The 19,819-nt window shown below is 74.3% G+C and carries 18 protein-coding genes; 5 read left to right on the top strand and 13 right to left on the bottom strand.

Going from position 1 to position 19,819, the window contains the following annotated elements:
- Positions 1-88: 88 nt before the first annotated feature.
- The 3 genes from AC3ET3_RS14010 to AC3ET3_RS14000 all read right to left on the bottom strand — a co-directional run bounded on the left by AC3ET3_RS14010 (position 89) and on the right by AC3ET3_RS14000 (position 1,729).
- The gene (locus AC3ET3_RS14010) at positions 89-733 is read right to left on the bottom strand and encodes a GNAT family N-acetyltransferase (RefSeq protein WP_435612227.1); all 645 of its coding nucleotides are present in this window, start codon (positions 731-733) and stop codon (positions 89-91) included.
- Between the two features lie 79 nt (positions 734-812).
- Positions 813-1,283 carry a Zn-ribbon domain-containing OB-fold protein gene (locus AC3ET3_RS14005; protein WP_435612226.1) on the bottom strand — a complete coding sequence of 157 codons (471 nt, stop codon included), beginning with the start codon at positions 1,281-1,283 and terminating at the stop codon, positions 813-815.
- Positions 1,283-1,729 carry a DoxX family protein gene (locus AC3ET3_RS14000; RefSeq protein ID WP_432137379.1) on the bottom strand — a complete coding sequence of 149 codons (447 nt, stop codon included), beginning with the start codon at positions 1,727-1,729 and terminating at the stop codon, positions 1,283-1,285. Before AC3ET3_RS14000 ends, AC3ET3_RS14005 begins: the two co-directional genes overlap by 1 nt.
- 167 nt (positions 1,730-1,896) lie before the next feature.
- On the opposite strand from AC3ET3_RS14000, the gene AC3ET3_RS13995 reads away from it, so the two are divergent.
- The 3 genes from AC3ET3_RS13995 (at position 1,897) to AC3ET3_RS13985 (ending at position 6,400) form a co-directional block, all read left to right on the top strand.
- The gene (locus AC3ET3_RS13995; protein ID WP_435612225.1) at positions 1,897-3,111 is read left to right on the top strand and encodes a flavin-containing monooxygenase; all 1,215 of its coding nucleotides are present in this window, start codon (positions 1,897-1,899) and stop codon (positions 3,109-3,111) included.
- Positions 3,112-3,338: 227 nt separating this feature from the next.
- On the top strand, positions 3,339-5,564 hold the full coding sequence (locus tag AC3ET3_RS13990) for an acetate--CoA ligase family protein (protein WP_435612224.1): 2,226 nt from the start codon (positions 3,339-3,341) through the stop codon (positions 5,562-5,564).
- Positions 5,555-6,400 (top strand): enoyl-CoA hydratase/isomerase family protein, encoded by an 846-nt coding sequence (locus AC3ET3_RS13985; RefSeq protein ID WP_432137376.1) that lies wholly within the window; start codon positions 5,555-5,557, stop codon positions 6,398-6,400. The genes AC3ET3_RS13990 and AC3ET3_RS13985 overlap by 10 nt, the downstream gene beginning before the upstream one ends.
- A gap of 62 nt (positions 6,401-6,462) precedes the next feature.
- Here AC3ET3_RS13985 and AC3ET3_RS13980 read toward each other — a convergent pair whose 3' ends face one another.
- Together AC3ET3_RS13980 and AC3ET3_RS13975 are read right to left on the bottom strand one after the other, a co-directional pair.
- Positions 6,463-7,122 (bottom strand): maltokinase N-terminal cap-like domain-containing protein, encoded by a 660-nt coding sequence (locus AC3ET3_RS13980; RefSeq protein ID WP_432137375.1) that lies wholly within the window; start codon positions 7,120-7,122, stop codon positions 6,463-6,465.
- A gap of 18 nt (positions 7,123-7,140) precedes the next feature.
- Positions 7,141-8,196, bottom strand: coding sequence for a GlxA family transcriptional regulator (locus AC3ET3_RS13975; protein ID WP_432137374.1), 1,056 nt, complete (start codon positions 8,194-8,196; stop codon positions 7,141-7,143).
- Between the two features lie 71 nt (positions 8,197-8,267).
- Between AC3ET3_RS13975 and AC3ET3_RS13970 the strand changes: the two genes are divergently transcribed.
- Positions 8,268-9,578, top strand: coding sequence for an MFS transporter (locus AC3ET3_RS13970; protein WP_435612223.1), 1,311 nt, complete (start codon positions 8,268-8,270; stop codon positions 9,576-9,578).
- A gap of 96 nt (positions 9,579-9,674) precedes the next feature.
- Here the strand turns inward: AC3ET3_RS13970 and AC3ET3_RS13965 are convergent, their stop codons facing one another.
- The 4 genes from AC3ET3_RS13965 to AC3ET3_RS13950 form a co-directional block, all read right to left on the bottom strand.
- Positions 9,675-10,301 carry a flavin reductase family protein gene (locus AC3ET3_RS13965; RefSeq protein ID WP_432137372.1) on the bottom strand — a complete coding sequence of 209 codons (627 nt, stop codon included), beginning with the start codon at positions 10,299-10,301 and terminating at the stop codon, positions 9,675-9,677.
- Positions 10,302-10,373: 72 nt separating this feature from the next.
- Positions 10,374-11,423, bottom strand: coding sequence for a Zn-dependent alcohol dehydrogenase (locus AC3ET3_RS13960; RefSeq protein WP_432137371.1), 1,050 nt, complete (start codon positions 11,421-11,423; stop codon positions 10,374-10,376).
- Positions 11,424-11,436: 13 nt separating this feature from the next.
- Positions 11,437-12,576 (bottom strand): acyl-CoA dehydrogenase family protein, encoded by a 1,140-nt coding sequence (locus AC3ET3_RS13955; protein WP_435612243.1) that lies wholly within the window; start codon positions 12,574-12,576, stop codon positions 11,437-11,439.
- 87 nt (positions 12,577-12,663) lie between these two features.
- Entirely contained in the window at positions 12,664-13,578 is a 915-nt protein-coding gene (locus AC3ET3_RS13950) for an SDR family NAD(P)-dependent oxidoreductase (RefSeq protein ID WP_432156383.1), read from the bottom strand.
- Positions 13,579-13,664: 86 nt separating this feature from the next.
- On the opposite strand from AC3ET3_RS13950, the gene AC3ET3_RS13945 reads away from it, so the two are divergent.
- Positions 13,665-14,591 (top strand): cyclase family protein, encoded by a 927-nt coding sequence (locus tag AC3ET3_RS13945; RefSeq protein WP_435612222.1) that lies wholly within the window; start codon positions 13,665-13,667, stop codon positions 14,589-14,591.
- Between the two features lie 617 nt (positions 14,592-15,208).
- On the opposite strand, the gene AC3ET3_RS13940 is transcribed toward AC3ET3_RS13945, so the two are convergent.
- The 4 genes from AC3ET3_RS13940 to AC3ET3_RS13925 form a co-directional block, all read right to left on the bottom strand.
- On the bottom strand, positions 15,209-15,733 hold the full coding sequence (locus AC3ET3_RS13940; protein ID WP_432137416.1) for an ATP-binding protein: 525 nt from the start codon (positions 15,731-15,733) through the stop codon (positions 15,209-15,211).
- Positions 15,734-16,244: 511 nt separating this feature from the next.
- Entirely contained in the window at positions 16,245-17,390 is a 1,146-nt protein-coding gene (locus AC3ET3_RS13935) for an acyl-CoA dehydrogenase family protein (protein ID WP_432137368.1), read from the bottom strand.
- A 6-nt stretch (positions 17,391-17,396) separates the two neighbouring features.
- Entirely contained in the window at positions 17,397-18,524 is a 1,128-nt protein-coding gene (locus AC3ET3_RS13930; protein WP_435612221.1) for an acyl-CoA dehydrogenase family protein, read from the bottom strand.
- The gene (locus AC3ET3_RS13925) at positions 18,524-19,732 is read right to left on the bottom strand and encodes an amidohydrolase family protein (protein WP_432156387.1); all 1,209 of its coding nucleotides are present in this window, start codon (positions 19,730-19,732) and stop codon (positions 18,524-18,526) included. Before AC3ET3_RS13925 ends, AC3ET3_RS13930 begins: the two co-directional genes overlap by 1 nt.
- Positions 19,733-19,819: the final 87 nt, after the last annotated feature.

The raw sequence follows: 19,819 nt of genomic DNA, 5'->3' as shown, positions 1-19,819 counted from the left end.
GGAGCCGGCGCGGGTGGCCGAAACGCCGTGCTTGATACGCAGGTGACGGATGGGGTTTCGAGCGAAGCCCGTCTCGTCCCCAGGGGGCTCAGGGAGTCTGTTCCGGGTCCGTGTTCGGGGCCGGGTTCGGCGCCGGGTTCGGGTTCGGTTCCGGGTCCGTCGTCAGGCGGGCGTGCAGGTGCATGTCGCGGAAGGCGTCGCGGCGGCCCGCCTCGAACATCGCGCCGCGCAGCGTGCCCTCGTACCGGAAGCCGCACTTCTCGGCGACGCGGCAGGACACCTCGTGGCCGACGGCGTGGCCCAGCTCCAGCCGGTGCAGGCCGAAGTCGGCCAACGCCCAGCGGGCCATCAGCCGCAGGGCGCGGGTCGCGACGCCGTGACCGCGCGCCTCGGGCAGGACCCAGTAGCCGACGATGGCGCTGCGGGTGGTGCGGTTGACGGCGCTGACGCTGATCTGGCCCAGTGTCGTGCCGCTCGCCGCGTCGGCCACGCGGAAGGCCACGCCCTCGCCGTCGGCGGTCCGCTCGGCCCAGCGGCGCAGGGAGTCACGGGAGCTGTCCATGTCGGTCACGAACACCAGCGGGGTGTTCCAGCGCTTGAACTCCGGGTCCCGCTGGCCGTGCCACCAGGCCTCGACGTGGTCGTCGCGCTCCACGTCCCAGGTGCACAGGCGCAGGCCGTGGCCGTGGAGTTCGGGGGCCGGGGCGGGGGCTGGGGTGCGGTCCGTGTCCATGCGGTCATTGAAGCGGCCACGGCCGCGGGTTTCACCCGGTTTCCCGGCGGGGGCGCGGTCAGGTGCGGGGACGGGCCGGCTACGACGGCCGGAAGACCGGGACACCGTCCCGGAAGGCGACCGACAGGTCCATGCCCGCCCGCAGGTCCGAGGGCACGGCCTCGACCACCTCGGTCATCATGCGCGGGCCCTCCGCCAGTTCCACCACGGCCGCGACGTACGGCGTGCGGTCACGGAACGGCGGCAGGTCGTTGTGGTGGACGACCGACCAGGTGTAGAGGGCCGCCCGGCCGCTCGCCCGCTCCCACCGGACGTCCTCGCTCCAGCAGTGCGGGCAGAACTCGCGGGGGTAGTGGTGGACCCGGTCGCAGGCACGGCAGCGGCGGACCAGCAGCCGGCCCTCGGCGGCGGCCGTCCAGTACGCGCGCGTGAAGGCGTCGGTCTCGGGGATGTCGTAGCGGGCCTCCGCCCCCGGTCGCTCCGACCGGCCGACCGCCTCCGCCTCCGCCTCCAGGGCCTCCGACCGGCCGACCGCCTCCGGGCTCCCCATCAGAACCACCCCAGCGCCGCGTCCACCGACCACGTCTGCCACGCCATCCCGAACAGGCCGACCACCGAGATCAGGGCCATCATCGAGTTCTGCCCCTGCTCGGCCCAGTCGTGGATCATCAGGACGAAGTAGAGCAGGTTGAGGGCGAGGCCCCCGGCCAGCGCGACCGGGGTGAGGACGCCGGCCACCAGGCCGAGGCCGACCGCGAGTTCGCCGTACGCGACGACGTACGCCATGGTCCGGGGCCGGGGCCGGACCACGGTGTCGAAGCCGGAACGGACCGCGGTCCAGCGGTGCTTGGCCGCCACGCCGGCCGCCCAGGCGATGCCCGAGCCCTCGAACCAGCTCTTCTTGTCCTTGTGCCGCCAGCTCTCCAGCCACCACAGACCGAGCCCGATCCGCAGCACCGCGAGCCACTGAGCACCGTCCAGCCAGATCGAGTCCATGAATCTGACGGTACGTCAGATTTACGGCCCCGGGAAGTGGTGGACGCCGACGCAAGGAGACCCACGCCACACGACCCGCACACTTCCCGCCCATCCGTGATCAATCCGCAACCAATTCCGGTCTTGACCGATACCCATCAACGCGGCATGTGATTACGCTCGCGAGCATGGCCGACTCCACACCGTCAGCACCCTCAGCACCGTCGGGGACCACCTCCGCCCCGCCCGCCGCGCACCCCGTCTACGTCATAGGCGGCGGCCCCGGCGGGCTCGCCGCCGCGTACGCGCTGCGGGCCCGGGGCATACGGGCCGTCGTGCTGGAGAAGTCGGACCGGGTGGGCGCCTCCTGGCGACGCCACTACGACCGGCTGCACCTGCACACCACGCGCCGGCTGTCCGCCCTGCCCGGCCTGCCGATGCCGCGCCGGTTCGGGCGGTGGGTGTCCCGCGACAACGTGGTGCGCTACCTGGAGAAGTACGCGGAGTACCACGACCTGGAGATCGTGACCGGCGTCGAGGTCTCCCGCGTCGACCGCGCCCCCGACGGCACCGGCTGGCTGCTGCACGCCACCGGCGGCCGGGAGCTGACCGGGGCCGCGGTGGTCGTCGCCACCGGCTACAACCACACCCCGCGCCTGCCGGACTGGCCGGGCGCGGACACGTACGGCGGCGAGCTGCTGCACGCCTCGGCCTACCGCAACGGCACGCCGTACGCCGGCCGGGACGTCCTGGTCGTCGGCGTCGGCAACACCGGCGCGGAGATCGCCGTGGACCTGGCCGAGAGCGGGGCCTCGCGCGTCCGGCTGGCGGTGCGCACGGCGCCGCACATCGTGCGCCGCTCCACGGCCGGCTGGGCGGCCCAGTACTCCGGCGTCCTCGTACGCCGGCTGCCGGTACGCCTGGTCGACCGGCTCGCGCGGCCGGTGGCGAAACTGACCCCGGACCTGACGGCGTACGGCCTGCCGCGCCCCGACACCGGGCTGTACAGCCGGGTCCTTCAGGGCGCGGTGCCGGTGCAGGACGTCGGTCTGATCGACGCGGTGCGCAAGGGGAAGGTCGAGGTCGTCGCGGCCGTCGAAGGGTTCGAGGACGACAAGGTGCTGCTCGCCGACGGCACCCGGATCTCGCCGGACGCGGTGATCGCGGCGACCGGGTACGAGCGCGCGCTGGAGGGCCTGGTCGGGCACCTGGACGTGCTGGACGGCCGGGGCAGACCGGCGGTGCACGGACCGCGTACGCCTCAGAACGCCCCTGGGCTCTACTTCACCGGGTTCACCAACCCGATCAGCGGGATGTTCCGGGAGCTGGCGATGGACGCGGTGAAGATCGCGAAGGCGGTGGCCGCGCGCAGCGGCCCGGACACGGCGCGGCTCGGCGGCTGACCCGTGACACCCGGGCGTGACGACGTCCCGGGCGTGACGACGCCTCGGGCGTGACGACGTCCCGGGCGCAACGACACCCCGGGCGCAACGACACCCCGGGGCGCGACGCCCCAGGGTCGCCCGCCCCGCATTCTGCTCTGCGCAGCCGTATTCCTGACGCCCCGTCAGTTCGCTAATCTGACAGGACGTCAGCTTACTCGGCAGTCACACAGGAGCGGGGCGGATCGATGCTCGGATCAACCCACGGCACCCTCACCACCGACTCCCGCCGGGCCCGCGTCCTCGCGTGCGGCGAACCGCCCGGGCCCGCCGTCCACGGCCGGCCCGCCGACGCGGGTGACCTGGACGTCAGCGGCCGGCCGCTGTACGCGGACGTCCCCGACCTCGACCGGTTCTTCCGCCCCGAGTCCGTCGCCGTCGTCGGCGCGAGTGACGCCGAGGGGCGGCCGGCCGCCGGGATCACCCGGCAGCTGGTGGCCTGGGCCGAGCGGGTGGGGGCCCGGCTGCACCCCGTGCACCCCACCCGCGCCACGGTCTTCGGCCTGCCCTGCGCGCCGAGCGTGGCCCACCTGCCCGAGCGGGTCGACCTGGCCGTGCTGCTGGTCTCCGATCCGCTGCCGGTGATCGAGGAACTGGCCGAGGCGAAGGTGCGGTTCGCGGTCGCCTTCGCCTCCGGCTTCGCGGAGACCGGGGAGGAGGGGGCCGCGGCGCAGGCCCGCCTCGCGGCCGCCGTGCGCCGCTCGGGGCTGCGGCTGCTCGGCCCCAACACCAACCTCAACGCCTTCGAGCACTTCCGCGACGACCTGACCGGACCGGCGATCGCGCTGATCACCCAGTCCGGTCACCAGGGGCGCCCGGTCTTCGCCCTCCAGGAGCTCGGCGTCCGGCTCTCCCACTGGGCGCCAACCGGCAACGAGGCCGACCTGGAGACCGCCGACTTCCTCTCCTACTTCGCCGAACAGCCGGAGGTCGGCGCCATCGCCGCCTACGTGGAGGGGCTGAAGGACGGCCGCGCCTTCCTGCTCGCCGCCGACCGGGCCGCCCGGCGCGGGGTACCGGTCGTCGCGGTCAAGGTGGGCCGCACCGAGACCGGCGCCCGCACCGCCGCCTCCCACACCGGGAAGCTGACCGGCGCCGACGACGTCGTGGACGCCGCGATGCGCCAGTACGGCGTGATCCGCGTCGACGGCCTCGACGAACTCCAGGACACCGCCGCCCTGCTGGCGCGGGCCCGCCCGCCGCGCGCCGACGGCGTCGCCGTCTACTCGATCTCCGGCGGCACCGGCGCCCACGTCGCCGACCTGGCGACGGCGGCCGGGCTGCACCTGCCCCGGCTGTCGGCGGCCCGGCAGGCGGAGCTGCACCGGTGGATCCCCGCGTACCTGAACGTGGCCAACCCGGTCGACAGCGGCGGCCATCCGGTCGGCGACGAGCGCGGCCGGAAGATCATCGACGCGATCCTCGACGACCCGTCGATCGGCGTCCTGATCTGCCCGGTCACCGGCCCGTTCCCACCGCTGAGCGACCGGCTGGTGCGGGACCTGGTGGACGCGGCCGAGCACACCGACAAGCTGGTCTGCGTGGTGTGGGGCTCCCCCGTCGGCACCGAGCCCGCCTACCGCGACGTCCTGCTCGGCTCCTCCCGGGTGGCCACGTTCCGCACCGTGGCGAACTGTCTGACAGCCGTCCGCGCCCACCTCGACCACCACCGCTTCACCCGCTCCTACCGCTCCCCCTTCGACGAGGCGCCCCGCACCCCCTCACCGTCCCTGCGCAAGGTCCGCGACCTGTTCCAGCCGGGCCGCCGGCTCAGCGAGCACGCGGCCAAGCAGCTGCTGCGGGCGTACGGCATCCGCGTCCCGCGCGAGCAGCTGGTCACCAGCGCCGCGGCGGCCGTGCGGGCGGCGGGGCAGGTGGGCTACCCGGTGGTGATGAAGGCGTCCGGCGCCCGGATCGCTCACAAGACCGAACTGGGCCTGGTCAAGGTCGGCCTGACCTCGGCCAGCCAGGTCCGCGACGCCTACCGCGAGCTGACGGACACCGCCCGCTACGAGGACGTGTCCCTGGACGGCATCCTGGTCTGCCAGATGGTCGAGCGGGGCGTGGAGATGGTGGTGGGCGTGGCCCAGGACGACCTCTTCGGACCCACGGTGACGGTCGGACTCGGCGGGGTGCTGGTGGAGGTGCTGCGCGACACCGCCGTACGGGTGCCGCCGTTCGGCGAGGAGCAGGCCCGGGACATGCTCGCCGAGCTGCGGGGGCGGGCGCTGCTGGACGGTGTGCGGGGCCGTCCCCCGGCGGACACCGACGCCCTGGTCGAGGTGGTGCTGCGCGTCCAGCGCATGGCCCTCGAACTGGACGGTCTGCTCGCCGAGCTGGACATCAACCCGCTGATGGTCCTGGACCGCGGGCAGGGCGCGGTGGCGCTGGACGCGCTGGCGGTGTGCCGGTGACCGCCGGGGTGCGGACCACCACCGACGGCGGCATCACCCACATCACCCTCGACCGGCCCGAGGCGCTCAACGCCCTCACCCCCGCCATGCGCGACGGGCTGATCGCGCTGCTGACCGCCGCGTCGGCCGACCCGGACGTCCGGGTGGTCGTCCTGACGGGGACGGGGCGGGGGTTCTGCGCGGGGGCGGACCTGCGGGGCGTGCGGGGCGCGAGCCCGGCGGCCGGGGCCGGACGCGTGACCGAGGCCGCACGCGTGACCGAGGCCGCACGCGTGGCCGGTGACGTCGCCCGCACCCTCCGGCTGGGCGCCCAGCGCCTGATCTCCGCCGTCCTGGACTGCGAGAAGCCGGTGATCGCGGCGGTGAACGGGACGGCGGCCGGGCTCGGCGCGCATCTCGCACTCGCCTGCGATCTGGTGCTGGCCGCCGACTCGGCGCGGTTCATCGAGGTGTTCGTCCGCCGGGGCCTGGTCCCCGACGCGGGCGGGGCGTACCTGCTGCCCCGCCTCGTCGGCCCGCACCGCGCGAAGGAGCTGATGTTCCTCGGCGACGCGCTCACCGCACCCGACGCCGAACGCCTGGGCCTGGTCAACCGGGCGGTCCCGGACGGCGAGCTGGCGAAGGCGGCCCAGGCATGGGCGGCCCGCCTCGCCACCGCCCCCACCCGGGCCCTCGCCCTCACCAAGCACCTCGTCAACGCCTCCCTCGACACCGACCGCGCCACGGCCTTCGCGGCGGAGGCGGCCGCCCAGGAGATCAACATGACGACCCACGACGCCCAGGAGGGCCTGCACGCCTTCACCGAACGCCGCTCACCGGACTTCCGGGGCCGCTGACGCCCGCCCGGGCCGCGGGGCTCGCAACTCCCGCCGCCCGCGCGCCCGTCGCGGGGACCGTCTCAGGCTCGTGGGCGGAGCACGGCGAACAGCCCCCGGGCGTGGGTGCCGTCAGGCTGCTGCCACGCGCCGGTGACATGGCCGATCGCCCCCTGCGGGAGGACGGGCGCGCCCTCCGGGGTGGCGCGGGGCGTCCTCCGCAGGCGCAGGACCACGTCCTCGGACACGGTCAGCTCGGTGCCGTCCTCGTCGTCCGCGACGGCAGGGGTCACCGCGTCGCCGAGGGGGCCCGCACCGTCGTAGGACGCGGTGATCTCGCGGTCGGGCAGATCGCTGGTGTTCTGGTCCTGGGCCTGCGCCCGGCCCTCCAGCAGCGCCGTCAGCTGGGCGGCCAGTACCGGATCGTGGCAGCCGTCGTAGGCCCAGCGGCGGCCCAGGACGCCGTGCTCCATGGTGCCGACCAGGGCGTGCTCGGCCCCGTCGAGCGGGGCCCCGCGGTAGGTCAGGGGGACCAGGTACGGGACCGGTTCGGGCCCGGAGACGTCCGTGACCACCATGAACTCGATGCCGACCTCGCCCTCCGGGTCGTCCAGCCGGAACCCGCCGGACTTCACCAGCTCGGGCCCGGCCGCGCCGCCGCGGTACCACGGCCGGGAGGGCAGCCAGGCGGCGAGCAGTTCCAGCTTGCTCGGTCTGAGAACGGTGTGGTGGATGACGGCCATGCCGGACGATCTCCTGCTCTACGAGGACGTGGTGTCCCCCACTCTGGCACCCGGGTCCCGTCGCGGCACAGGCTGTCCGGCAGGTCCGGCGCCCGCCCGGAACGTCCGCCGGTACGCCGTCGGCGTCACCCCCAGCGCCGCCTGGAGGTGCTGGCGCATCGACTGGGCGGTGCCGAAGCCCGCGTCCCGGGCGACCTGGTCGACGGACAGGCCGGTGGTCTCCAGCAGGTGCCGGGCGCGTTCCACGCGCTGCTGGGTGAGCCACTGGCCGGGGCTGACGCCGGTCTCCTCGCGGAAGCGGCGCGTGAAGGTCCGTACGGACATCGCCTCCCGCGCGGCCATGTCGCGCAGCTGGATCGGCTCGTGCAGCCGGCCGAGCGCCCAGGCGCGGGCCGCGGTGGTGGTGGCCTGCTGGGGGTCGGGCACCGGCCGTTCGATGTACTGCGCCTGCCCGCCGTCGCGGTGCGGCGGTACGACGGTGCGGCGGGCGACGTCGTTGGCGACGGCGGTGCCGTGGTCGCGGCGCACCATGTGCAGGCACAGGTCGATGCCGGCGGCGACGCCGGCCGAGGTGAGGACGTCGCCGTCGTCGATGAACAGCACGTCGGGGTCGACCCTGACACGGGGGAACATGCGCTGGAGCCGGTCCGCGTCGGCCCAGTGGGTGGTGGCGGGCCGGCCGTCGAGGAGTCCGGCGGCGGCCAGGACGTAGACGCCGGTGCAGATGGAGGCGAGCCGGGTGCCGGGCCGGATCAGGGCGAGGGCGGCGGCCAGTTCGTCGGTGAGGACGCCGTCGTCGTGGACCGGGCCGAGTTCGTAGGACGCCGGGATGATCACCGTGTCGGCGGTGGCGAGGGCCTCGGGGCCGTGGGCGACGTGGACGGCGAAGTCGGCGTCGGTCTCGACGGGGCCCGGCGGGCGGACGGAGCAGGTCACCACCTCGTACAGGGGGCGCCGCAGGGCGTCGCGGGGGCGGCCGAAGATGCGGTGCGGGATGCCCAGTTCGAAGGGGAGCAGTCCGTCGAGGGCGAGGACGACGACGCGGTGGGGACGGTACCCGGGCTCACGGTCCATGGCCCGATCCTAGCGAACCCTGTCCATCGGGCCACTCGTCGCGCGGGGCGGCGGACCGGAAGCTCTATGGCGTGACCCAGACAACCGAAGCACCAGCAGGGACGGACGGCGTCGAGGGGCGGCGCCGGGGACGGCGCGTGCACCGGGCGTGGTTCGTCGCCGCCGTCACGTTCGTCACGATCATCGGCGCTGCCGCCTTCCGCTCGCTGCCCGGACTGCTCATCGACCCGCTGCAGGCGGACTTCGGCTGGTCGCACGGCACGATCGGGGCGGCCGTCTCCGTGAACCTGGCGCTGTACGGGCTGACCGCGCCGTTCGCGGCGGCCCTGATGGACCGCTTCGGCATCCGCCGGGTGGTCGCCGTCGCCCTGACGGTGATCGCGCTGGGCTCGGGCCTGACGGTGTGGATGACGGCGGCCTGGCAGCTGATGCTGTGCTGGGGTGTGCTGGTGGGCCTCGGCGCGGGGTCGATGGCGCTGGCCTTCGCGGCGACGGTCACCAACCGCTGGTTCACCGAGCGCCGGGGCCTGGTCAGCGGCATCCTGACGGCCGCCTCCGCCTCCGGCCAGCTGATCTTCCTGCCGCTGCTGTCGTGGATGGTGACCCGCTACGACTGGCGTCCGGCGGCGGTCACGGTGTCGCTGGCCGCGCTCGCGGTGGTGCCGTTCGTGTGGCTGCTGCTGCGCGACCACCCGGCCGACGTGGGCCTGAAGCCGTACGGCTCGACGGAGTTCGTCCCGAAGCCGGCCCCGGTGGCGGGGGCGGCGACGCGCGCGGTGCGGGTGCTGCTGTCGGCGGTGCGCACCGGCCCCTTCTGGCTGCTGGCGGGCACCTTCGCGATCTGCGGCGCGTCGACGAACGGCCTGATCCAGACCCACTTCGTGCCGGCCGCCCACGACCACGGGATGCCGGTGACGGCGGCGGCGTCGCTGCTGGCGGTGATCGGGGTCTTCGACGTGGTCGGCACGATCGCCTCCGGCTGGTTCACCGACCGCTTCGAGCCGCGCCGCCTGCTGGCGGTGTACTACGCCCTGCGCGGCGTCTCCCTCCTGTTCCTCCCGCTGCTGCTGGCGCCGACGGTCCACCCGCCGATGGTGTTCTTCATCGTCTTCTACGGCCTCGACTGGGTGGCCACGGTCCCGCCGACCCTCGCGCTGTGCCGTGAGCACTACGGCGACGACAGCGCCATCGTCTTCGGCTGGGTCCTCGCCTCGCACCAGGTCGGGGCGGCCCTGGTGGCGTTCCTCGGCGGCGTCGCCCGCGACGTCTTCGGCTCCTACGACGTCGTCTGGTACGCCTCGGGCGCGCTGTGCGCGGCGGCGGCCCTGATGGCCCTGGTCATCCGCCGCCGCCCGGCGCCGCCCCTCGCGGCGACGGCCTGAGGCCCGTGTACCGGGGCCGGCCATCGGCGGGTACGTGTCACCGCGCGGGCCGGAAGGCGCAGGCCGGCGCGGACGCCGGTGACACGCACTCGCCGATCACCGGTCGCCGAACCGCCGGAAGCGGCCCCGGTGGAAGAGGAGCGGCGCGGTGTCGTCGTCGGCGCCGAGGGCGCTGACGCGGCCCACGACGACGAGGTGGTCGCCGCCGGTGTGGACGGCGTGGACCACGCAGTCGATCCAGGCGGCGGCGCCGGTGAGGCGGGGGGAGCCGGTGACGGGGGCCGGGTCGTGGGCGACGCCGGTGAACTTGTCCGTGCCGCTGCGGGCGAAGGCCAGGCAGAGGTCACCCTGTGCGGCGCCGAGCACGTTGACGCAGAAGACGCCCGCCCGGGCGATGCGCGGCCAGGTCGTGGACGTGCGGCCGACCATGAAGGCGACGAGGGGTGGGTCGAGGGAGAGGGAGGTGAAGGACTGGCAGGCGAAGCCGGCGGGGGCCGGCTCGTCCGGTGCGGCGGGGGCGGTGATCACCGTGACACCGGTCGCGAAGTGGCCCAGCACCCGGCGGAACTCGCCCTGGTCGACGGCCGCCCGCTCGTCCTCGCCGACGCACCGCAGCCGCGGGCGCGGCGGCGGCTCGACCGGGGGTGCGGTCCCGGCCGGCGGTGCGGCCGAGACCGGTCGGAGGTGCCGGACGGCGGCGGCGGCCGCTCCTGCGTGTCCCATCACCCCTCCATTGAAACTGACGGACCGTCAGATGGGAAGGGTCCGGACGGTGCGAGACGCAAGGCAGGGCCGTCAGAACGTGAGCACCGCCCGCGCCACCCGGCCCGCCTCCGCGTCGGCGCGGGCCTTCGCGAAGTCCTCGACCGGGTACGTGGCGGTCACCAGCTCGTCCAGGAGCAGCCGCCCGGCCCGGTACAGGCCGGCGTAGAGGGCGATGTCGCGCTGGGGCCGGGAGGAGCCGTAGCGGCAGCCGAGGACGGCCTTGTCGAGGAAGAGGGAGGAGACGAGGAAGCGGGCCTCGGCATGGGCGTCCGGCACCCCGAGCAGCACCGCCTGGCCGCGCCGGTCGAGGAGGTCCACGGCGGCGCGGATCAGTTCGACGCGGCCGACGCACTCGAAGGCGTGGTCGACGCCGTGCGGCAGGATCTCGCGCACCTCGTCCACCGAGGTCAGGAAGTCGGTGGCGCCGAACCGGCGGGCGGCCTCGGCCTTCGCCGGGTTGGCGTCCACGGCGACGATCCGCAGCGCGCCCGCGAGCCGCGCCCCCTGGATCACGTTGAGTCCGACCCCGCCCGCCCCGATCACCAGCACGCTGTCGCCGCGGTCCACCCGGGCCCGGTTGAGGACGGCGCCCACCCCGGTCAGCACCGCGCACCCGATGAGCGCGGCCGACGCCATCGGGATCTCCGGTGGTATCCGTACCGCCTGCACCGCCTTGACGACGGTCCGCTCGGCGAAGGCGGAGTTGGCGGCGAACTGGTACACCGGCCGGCCCGCCCGGGTGAAGGGCCGCTGGGGGCGTCCGATGGACCGCCGGCACATGGTGGGCCGTCCCCGGTCGCACTCCGCGCAGGCCCCGCAGTTGGCGAGCGTGGACAGCGCCACGTGGTCCCCGGCGGCGACGTGCGTCACCCCGGCCCCCACCGCCTCCACGACGCCCGCCCCCTCGTGCCCGAGCACCACGGGCACCGGGAAGGGGATCGTCCCGTCGATCACCGACAGGTCGCTGTGGCACAGCCCGGCCGCCGCGACGGCGACCCGTACCTCCCCGGGGCCGGGCTCGCGTACGCCGAGGTCGTCGGCGACCTCGACCCGCCGCCCGTCGAACACCACGCCTCGCATCACGGCCGTCTCCCTACTGCCTGGGCTGTCTGGGCAGGCCGAGCACCCGCTCGGCGATGATCGTGCGCTGGATCTGGTCCGAGCCGCCGTAGATCGTGTCGGCCCGGGAGAACAGGAACAGGTGCTGGACGTCGTCGAGTTCGTACGGCGCGGCGGCCGACCAGTCGACCGGTCCGACGCCCGCGCCGGCCCCCCGCACCCGCACGGCCACCTCCCCGAGCCGCTGGTGCCAGCCGCCCCACAGCAGCTTGGCCACGCTGGGTGCTCCGGGGGACGGGGAACTGCCGAGGGTGCGCAGCGCGTTCCACCGCATGGCCCGCAGTTCGCCCCACAGTTCGACGAGCCGGTCGCGCACGACGGGGTCGGCGGCGGTCCGGTTGGCCACGGCGGTCCGCACCACCTGCCGCAGTTCCTCGGCGAACCCGATCTGCTGGGCCAGTGTGGACACCCCGCGTTCGAAGCCGAGCAGGCTCATCGCGACCCGCCACCCGTCGCCCTCGGCGCCGACGCGCTGCTCGGCGCGGGCGCCGTCGAAGAACACCTCGTTGAAGTCGCTGGTCCCGGTCATCTGCCGGATCGGCCGGACCTCGATGCGGCCGGGCTGGTCCATCGGGACGAGCAGGAAGCTCAGCCCGTGGTGGCGCCGGGAGCCGGGGTCGGTCCGGGCCAGCACGAAGCACCAGTCGGCGTCCCGGGCGAGCGACGTCCAGATCTTCTGCCCGGTGACCCGGTACGTCCCGTCCGGCTGCGGTTCGCCCCGGGTGCGCACCCCGGCGAGGTCGGACCCGGCCTCCGGCTCGCTGTAGCCCTGGCACCACAGTTCCTCGCCCGCGGCGATGGGCGGCAGGAACCGCTCCTTCTGCTCCCGTGTCCCGTGCGCGAGCAGTGTCGGTGCCAGCAGGTTCTCCCCGATGTGCCCGCACCGCCCGGGCGCCCCGGATAGCACGTACTCCTCCGCCCAGGCCACCTGCCCGCCGAGCGAGGCCACCCGGTTGCCGTAGCCCCCTTCCCCCCACCCGATCCCGACCCACCCGGCGGCGCCGAGCGTGCGCTCCCAGCTCCGCCGGCCGGCGGCGTGGGGCACGTGCTCGGCGAGCCACGCCCGGGCCTCGGCACGAAGGTCCTCGTCAGCAGGGTCGACTTCGAACTCCACGCTCACTCCAACTCCTTCAGGGGCGCGGGGAACCGCGCGATCGACCACGACGCGTCCCGCACCCGCCGACGCACAACCCGCCCCGCCTCAGGAGGCGTTCGGCCGAGCCCCCTCCCTCGCCGCGCGCTCCATCTCCTTCACCCGCTCCAGCAGCGGCATCGGATCCACCCCCACGGACCCGGGAAGCACCTCCGCGATCCGCTCGGCGGACCAGGAGCCGTCGGCGTAGGCGGCGCGCAGCTCACGCGGCTGCGCCCACACCGCCAGCTTCGCGCCCGCGATCGTGTACACCTGTCCGGTCACGCCCTGTTCCCGGGCCCGGTCGGACAGCAGGTAGGTCACCAGCGCGGCCACGTCCTCCGGCTCCCCCATCTCGGCGAGTTCGACGGGGACGTTCGCGGACATCCGGGTACGGGCGACCGGGGCCACCGCGTTCGCGGTCACCCCGTACTTGTGGAGGCCGAGGGCGGCGCTGCGCACGAGGGAGATGACGCCGCCCTTGGCGGCGCTGTAGTTGGCCTGCGACACCGATCCCTGGTGGTTGCCGCTGGTGAAGCCGATGAGGGTCCCGGACCGCTGGGCGCGCATCACGGCGGAGGCGGCGCGGAAGACGGTGAAGGTGCCCTTGAGGTGGGTGGCGACGACGGGGTCCCACTCCTCCTCGGTCATGTTGAACAGCATCCGCTCGCGCAGGATCCCGGCGACGCAGACGACCCCGTCGAGGCGCCCGTAGGAGGCCAGGGCGGTGTCCACGACCCGCTGCCCGCCGGTCATCGTCGAGATGTCGTCGGCGACCGCGACGGCCTCGCCGCCCGCCGCGGCGATCTCCTTCACGACCGCCTCGGCCACCTCGCTGGACGGTGCCGCCCCGTCCACGGCGACGCCGTGGTCGTTGACGACGACGCGGGCGCCCTCGGCCGCCGCGGCGAGGGCCACCGCCCGTCCGATGCCGCGCCCCGCCCCGGTCACGGCCACGACCTTGCCGGCCAAGAAGTTCCCCACGTCCGGCCCCTTCCCGCAGAATCTGACGGACCGTTAGATTTTATGACCGGTCAGCCGCGCGAGGACAAGCCCCGGGGAGGCACCGGATGACACTTCCGGCCGAGTTCCACGCAATCGCCGAGCGCGTCAACAACTGGGGCCGCTGGGGCGCCGACGACGAGATCGGCACGCTGAACCTGATCACCGACGAGGTGGTGCGCGCGGCGGCGGCCGAGGTCCGCACCGGCCGACGCGTCGCGCTCGCCCTCCCGCTGCGGGAGGACGGCGTCCAGACCGGTGTGATCCCGGGCCGGGTCAACCCCCTGCACGCCATGGTGCAGATCAACCAGGAGCTGTTCGGTCCGGGCACGGTGGCGTGCAGCGACGACGCGGTGACGATGGGCCTGCAGGCGGGCACCCACTGGGACGCGCTGAGCCACGTCTCGCACTCGGGCCGCCTCTACAACGGCCGCCCGGCGGAGCTGATCACCGCGCACGCCGGCGCCGCCTTCGCCGGGATCGACAAGCCGCGCCACATCGTCTCGCGCGGGGTACTGCTGGACGTGGCCCGGGCACACGGCGTGGAGCGGCTGCCCGGCGGCCACGCGGTCACCCCGGGCGACCTGGCGGCGGCCGAGGAACTCGCCGGTACGCGGGTGCGCGCCGGCGACATCGTCCTCGTACGGACGGGGCAGGTCCGGGTGCTCCTGGCGGGCGACCGGCACGCCTACGGGTATCCGTCGCCCGGCCTGTCGGTCCGCACCCCCGAGTGGTTCCACGCCCGGGATGTGGCGGCGGTCGCCAACGACACGCTGACCTTCGAGATCTTCCCCCCGGAGATCGAGGACCTGTGGCTGCCGGTGCACGCCCTGGACCTGGTGGAGATGGGGATGATGCAGGGTCAGAACTGGAACCTGGAGGAGTTGTCCACAGCCTGTGGAGAGAGTGGCCGGTACGCCTTCCTGCTGTCGGCGACGCCCGAGCCGTTCGCCGGCGGCACGGGAGCGCCGGTGGCCCCGGTGGCCGTCCTGTAGCCGCGCCTCGCCCCCGGCGGGACGTGAGCGCCGGCGGCCGTCCCGCAGCCCGGCCCGCCCCCGGCGGGACGCGAGCGCCGGTAGCCGTCCCGCAACCCGGCCCCGCCCCCGGCGACCCCCGACGGCACGAGACCGCGTCCGCCCGCCCGGATCGCACGGGAACCCCCGCGGGATGCCGGCGGATCCCGGCGGAAGGCCCCCCAGGGGCTCTCCCCAAGCCCCCCTCGGAAGCTCCCCCCGAAGCCCCCGAAGCCTTCCGCCGGGACGTTCCGGCCTCCGGCCGGCGGCGCGCCGCGCCCGCCCCGAGCACGGCACCGCGCACCGCCCGACCGGCTTCGGCGCACCCGCCCCGCTCCCCCTCGGCCCTGAGCCGGGACGGCGCCGAATCCACGACCCACACTCGTCGAGGGTCTCCGTCACCGAGCCCCTCGTCGTCCCCTCGCGGCGAATCGCTGACCACAAGCGTGATCAAACGGACACGTCTCGTCAACAGGGGGTCGGAAGTTTGTGGGGGTTGGTCCGATTCACCACGGGCGCGCACGGAAGCACGTCCGGGCGCACGACCCGGGGCTCCTGACGGACCGGCAGCGCTCCCTGCGACCCCGCGCCCCAGCGGGTCACACAGCCTCGTAGGCGAGCCCCTCGACGCCCCCGCACCCCTGGTACGGCTCGTACGCGCCGCACGCCGCCTCCGGGCGCCCCACACTGCCGCCGACCGCCGTCATGGCGTCGGACGCGGCGCAGCGGTCCAGCTCGCACCAGATGCGCTTGCCCGCTCCCTCGACGTTCCATCCCCAGCGGTCGGCGAGGCAGTCGACGAGGGCCAGCCCCCGGCCGCCGGTCGCGTCGCCGTTGGCACAGCGGGGCACCGGCACCCGCTCGCTGCGGTCGGTGACCTCAAGGCGCACGGTGACCGCACCCTTCGCCGGGTCCGACGCCGCGTCCGACGCCGGGAGGCTCAGCCGCAGCACCGCCGGACGGCCGGTGTGCACCACGGCGTTGGTGACGAGTTCGGAGACGAGCAGGACCAGCGTCTCGGCGAGGGGGTCATCGTCACCCATACCGGACCCGGCCAGGCGCGAACGGGCCCACTTCCGGGCCCGCCCCACCTCAGCGGGGTCGGGCCGGATCTCCAGCTGCACTTGAAGCACCTGCACCGCTCACACCATCCGAACCGGCGGACACACGGGCGCACGCCACGCGAACCACGCGCGACACACGAACACCGTGACGACGAGGGCCACGATCGTAGCCATTTTCCGCATGCGCAGAACAACAGCGGGAAGCGGGGTGACGGACCGTGAATCCCTTACCGCACAGGATGGTTGACGTTGTGTCACCCCAACAAGCGCTTCAGGCATATTCCAGCGCGAAGGAGTACCCGTGCGGCATACTGTGCGACGCCCCGCGGGGGGAGTCGAACAGGCAACACCGGCTCGCCACGCACCGGGAACCACTCGCATCCCCCGAAGGTACCGGAGCCACTCCACGACTCCAGGACGTGACGGGGCACGGTAAGGACACAACCCGGTCTCGGCGGCCCACTACGGTGCGTGATGACGGAATGCCACGATCCGCGACACCTTTGGCCCCGGCTCGGGAGCGTCGGCCGGCCGCCACCCCCGCCACCCCAGCCCAGGGCGGCGGCCGGCGCTAGCCGCCCCCCGCCCGCACCAGCCCCGCCGCGAGCGCCTCCTCACTCTCCGTGCGGCCGCCGCCACGCCGGGCACGCACCCAGGCGCGCTTGAGGTGCAGGTGGATCTCCGCCTCCCAGGTGAACCCCATGCCGCCGTGCACCTGCACGCAGTCCCGCGCACCGCGTACGGCGGCCTCGTCGGCCAGCAGGCGCGCGGCGGCGATGTCCAGGGGGTCGCCGGTCACAGCCGCCGCGTACACGGCCACCCGGGCCGTCTCCACCCGCGCGAACATCTCGGCGCACAGGTGCTGGACCGCCTGGAACGTCCCGATCGGCCGCCCGAACTGCTCCCGGTGCCGCGCGTACCCCACCGCGAGCTCGCACACCCGGCCGGCCGACCCGACCTGCTCGGCGGCGGACAGCAGCACGGCGACGGGACCCGCGCCGAAACCGGACCCGGCGGCCCGACCGGCGCCGGCCTCCCCCGCTCCGGGGCCGGCGCCCGAACCGGCCGCCGCGCCCGCGCCCCCCGCCGTCCCCGGCACCCGGTGCAAGGGCGTCAGCGGGTCCACGGACCGCAGCGGTACGGCCCCGAGCGGCCCGCGGGCACCGGAGCCGCCCGCCGCGGGTACCCGTCCCACGCCCGGTACTTGTCGTTCCACGCCCGGTACCTGTTCCACGGCCGGTTCGTCCCGTGACCCCGGTGCCCCGCCCGCCCCCGACACCACCTCCGACCCCGTCGCCCCGTAAGAACCCGCCACCCCGTAAGAACCCATCACCCCGTCCGCCCCCACCACCACGTCCGCCTCCTCCAGCCACTCCACCAGCCCCCCGTCCACCGCTGTCACCACCGTCTCCCCGGTCGCCGCCCCGGGGACACGGCCGGCGGCGAGGTGGGTGGGGACGAGGGGGCCGGGCAACAGGGCGCGGCCCGCCTCCTCGAAGGCGAGGGCGGCCTCCGGGAGGCCGAGGCCGACGCCGCCCCCGGACTCCGGCAGGCGCAGGGCGAAGAAGCCGGCGGCACCCAGTTCCCGCCACAGGCCGCGGTCGAGGCGGGGTTCGGCCACGGCGGCCCGCAGCGCCTCGGCGGGGAAGCGCCGGGTCAGCAGCGCGCGCATGCTGTCCCGCAAGTCCCGCTGTTCGTCGCTCAGTCGGAAACGCACCTGCCTCTACCGTCCCTTCGGCAGCCCGAGAATCCGCTGCGCCACGATGGTCCGCTGGATCTGGGAGGTCCCGGCGGCGATGGTGTACGAGAGGGCGGACAGGCGGTCGCGCACCCAGGGCCGGTCGAGGTCGAGCGCGTCGTCGCCCAGGACCTCGGCGGCGGCCTCGTACAGCTCCTGCCGGGCGTGCGAGTAGCGCAGTTTGAAGACCGAGCCGCCCACTCCCGGGACACCTGCCGCAGCCTCGCTGACGTTCCACTGCACGAGCCGCCACAGCGCCCGGAACTCGGCGTCCAGGGCGCCCAGTCGGCGGCGCGGCGCCGGGTCGTCCCAGCGGCCGTTGCGCCGCGCCGCGCGGGCCAGTTCGGTGAGGACGCGGCGGCAGGCGACGACCTCGCCCGCGAAGGCCGTACCCCGCTCGAAGGACAGCGTCACCTGGGTGACCCGCCAGCCGTCGTTCTCCTCGCCCACCCGGTTGGCGACCGGCACCGGCACGTCGTCGAGGAACACCTCGGCGAACTCGGCGGACCCGGCGAGCGTCCGCAGCGGCCGTACGGTGATGCCGGGCGCGTCCATGGGCATGGCCAGCCAGGTGATGCCGTGGTGCTTCCCGGCGGCCGGGTCGGTGCGCACCAGCAGCTCGCACCAGTCGGCGACCTCGGCGTGCGAGGTCCAGATCTTCGACCCGGAGACCCGGTAGACGTCCCCGTCGCGGCGGGCGCGGGTGCGCAGGGCGGCGAGGTCGGACCCAGCGTCCGGCTCGCTGAAGCCCTGGCACCACACCTCCTCGCCGCGCAGGATCGGCGGCAGCCAGCGGGCCCGCTGCGCGTCGGTGCCCTCGGCGGCGACGGTCGGGCCGGCGTGCAGCAGCCCGACGAAGTTGGCGCCGACGTAGGGCGCGCCCGCCCGCTCCGTCTCCTCCAGGAAGACCAGCCGTACCGCCGGCGGGGCGTCCCAGTGCACCTCGCCGTACCCGGCGTCGTACAGCCGCCGCTGCCAGCCGAGGTCGTAGGCGCGGCGGGCGGGCCAGTCGTCGGGCGGCGGCTCGGGCGGCAGCGTGGGCAGCACCGCGCGGAGCCAGGCGCGCAGCCGGGCCCGGAACTCCTCCTCCTCGGGGGTGCCGGCCAGTTCCATCAGCGGGCCGGGTTGCCGTCGAGGCCGAGGCCGAGCATGCGGATCGCGTTGCCGCGCATCAGCTTGTACACCGTCTCGTCGTCGAGGCCCTTCACATGGTCCAGGGCGACCTCCTTGGTGTGCGGGAAGGTCGAGTCGACGTGCGGGTAGTCGGTCTCGAAGGTCGCGTTGTCCCGGCCGACGGTGTCCAGCGAGGCGACGCCGTGCCTGTCGCGGAAGAAGCAGCAGTAGATCTGCCGGTAGTAGTACGTGGAGGGCGGTTCGGGGATCAGGTCGCGGACGCCGCCCCAGGCGCGGTGCTCCTCCCAGACGTCGTCGGCGCGTTCGAGCGCGTACGGTATCCAGCCCATCTGGCCCTCCGAGTAGGCGAGGATGAGCTTCGGGAAGCGCACCAGCACCCCGCTGAAGAGGAAGTCCGTCATCGAGGCCATGGCGTTGTTGAAGCTGAGCGACGCCTGGACGGCCGGCGGGGCGTCGGGGGAGGCGGCGGGCATCTGGGAGCTGCTGCCGATGTGCATGTTGACCACCGTGCCGGTGTCCTGGCAGACCGCGAAGAAGGGGTCCCAGTAGCCGGAGTGGATGGACGGCAGCCCGAGATGGGTGGGGATCTCGGAGAAGGTCACGGCCCGCACCCCGCGCGCGGCGTTGCGCCGGATCTCCTCGACGGCCAGCGCCACGTCCCACAGCGGGACCAGGCAGAGCGGGATGAGCCGGCCGCCGCTGTCGCCGCACCACTCCTCGACCATCCAGTCGTTGTAGGCGCGGACGCAGGCGAGGGCGACCTCCTTGTCGTGCGCCTCGGCGAAGGTCTGCCCGCAGAAGCGGGGGAAGGTGGGGAAGCACAGGGAGGCCTCGACGTGGTTGAGGTCCATGTCGGCGAGGCGCGCCTTGGGGTCCCAGCAGCCGCGCCGCATCTCCTGGCGGGTGATGCCCTCCAGGGTCATCTCGTCGCGGTCGAAGCCGACGGCGGCGATGTTGCGCTTGTACGGGAACTTCAGGTCCTCGTAGACCCACCAGTCGGTGGGCGGGCCGTCGGGGTCCATGGTGATCTGGTACTTGCCGCCGATGTAGGCGAGTTCGCCGATCCCGGCGGTCAGCGGCCGGGGGCCGCGGTCGCGGTACTTGGCGGGCAGCCAGGTGTCGAAGAGGTGCGCGGGCTCGATCACGTGGTCGTCGACGCTGACGACACGGGGCAGTTCGGTCTCCATGGCTGGCCTCCGCCGGACCGTGGGTAGCTGACGGTTCTCTCTGAGGAGTTCTCCCTGAGGAGTGCTCCTTGACGAGTCCTGTCTCAC

The organism is Streptomyces sp. bgisy159 (assembly GCF_057707805.1).
The sequence above is the reverse complement of the archived record's forward strand: the minus strand, read 5'-3'. Positions and strand labels throughout refer to the sequence as shown.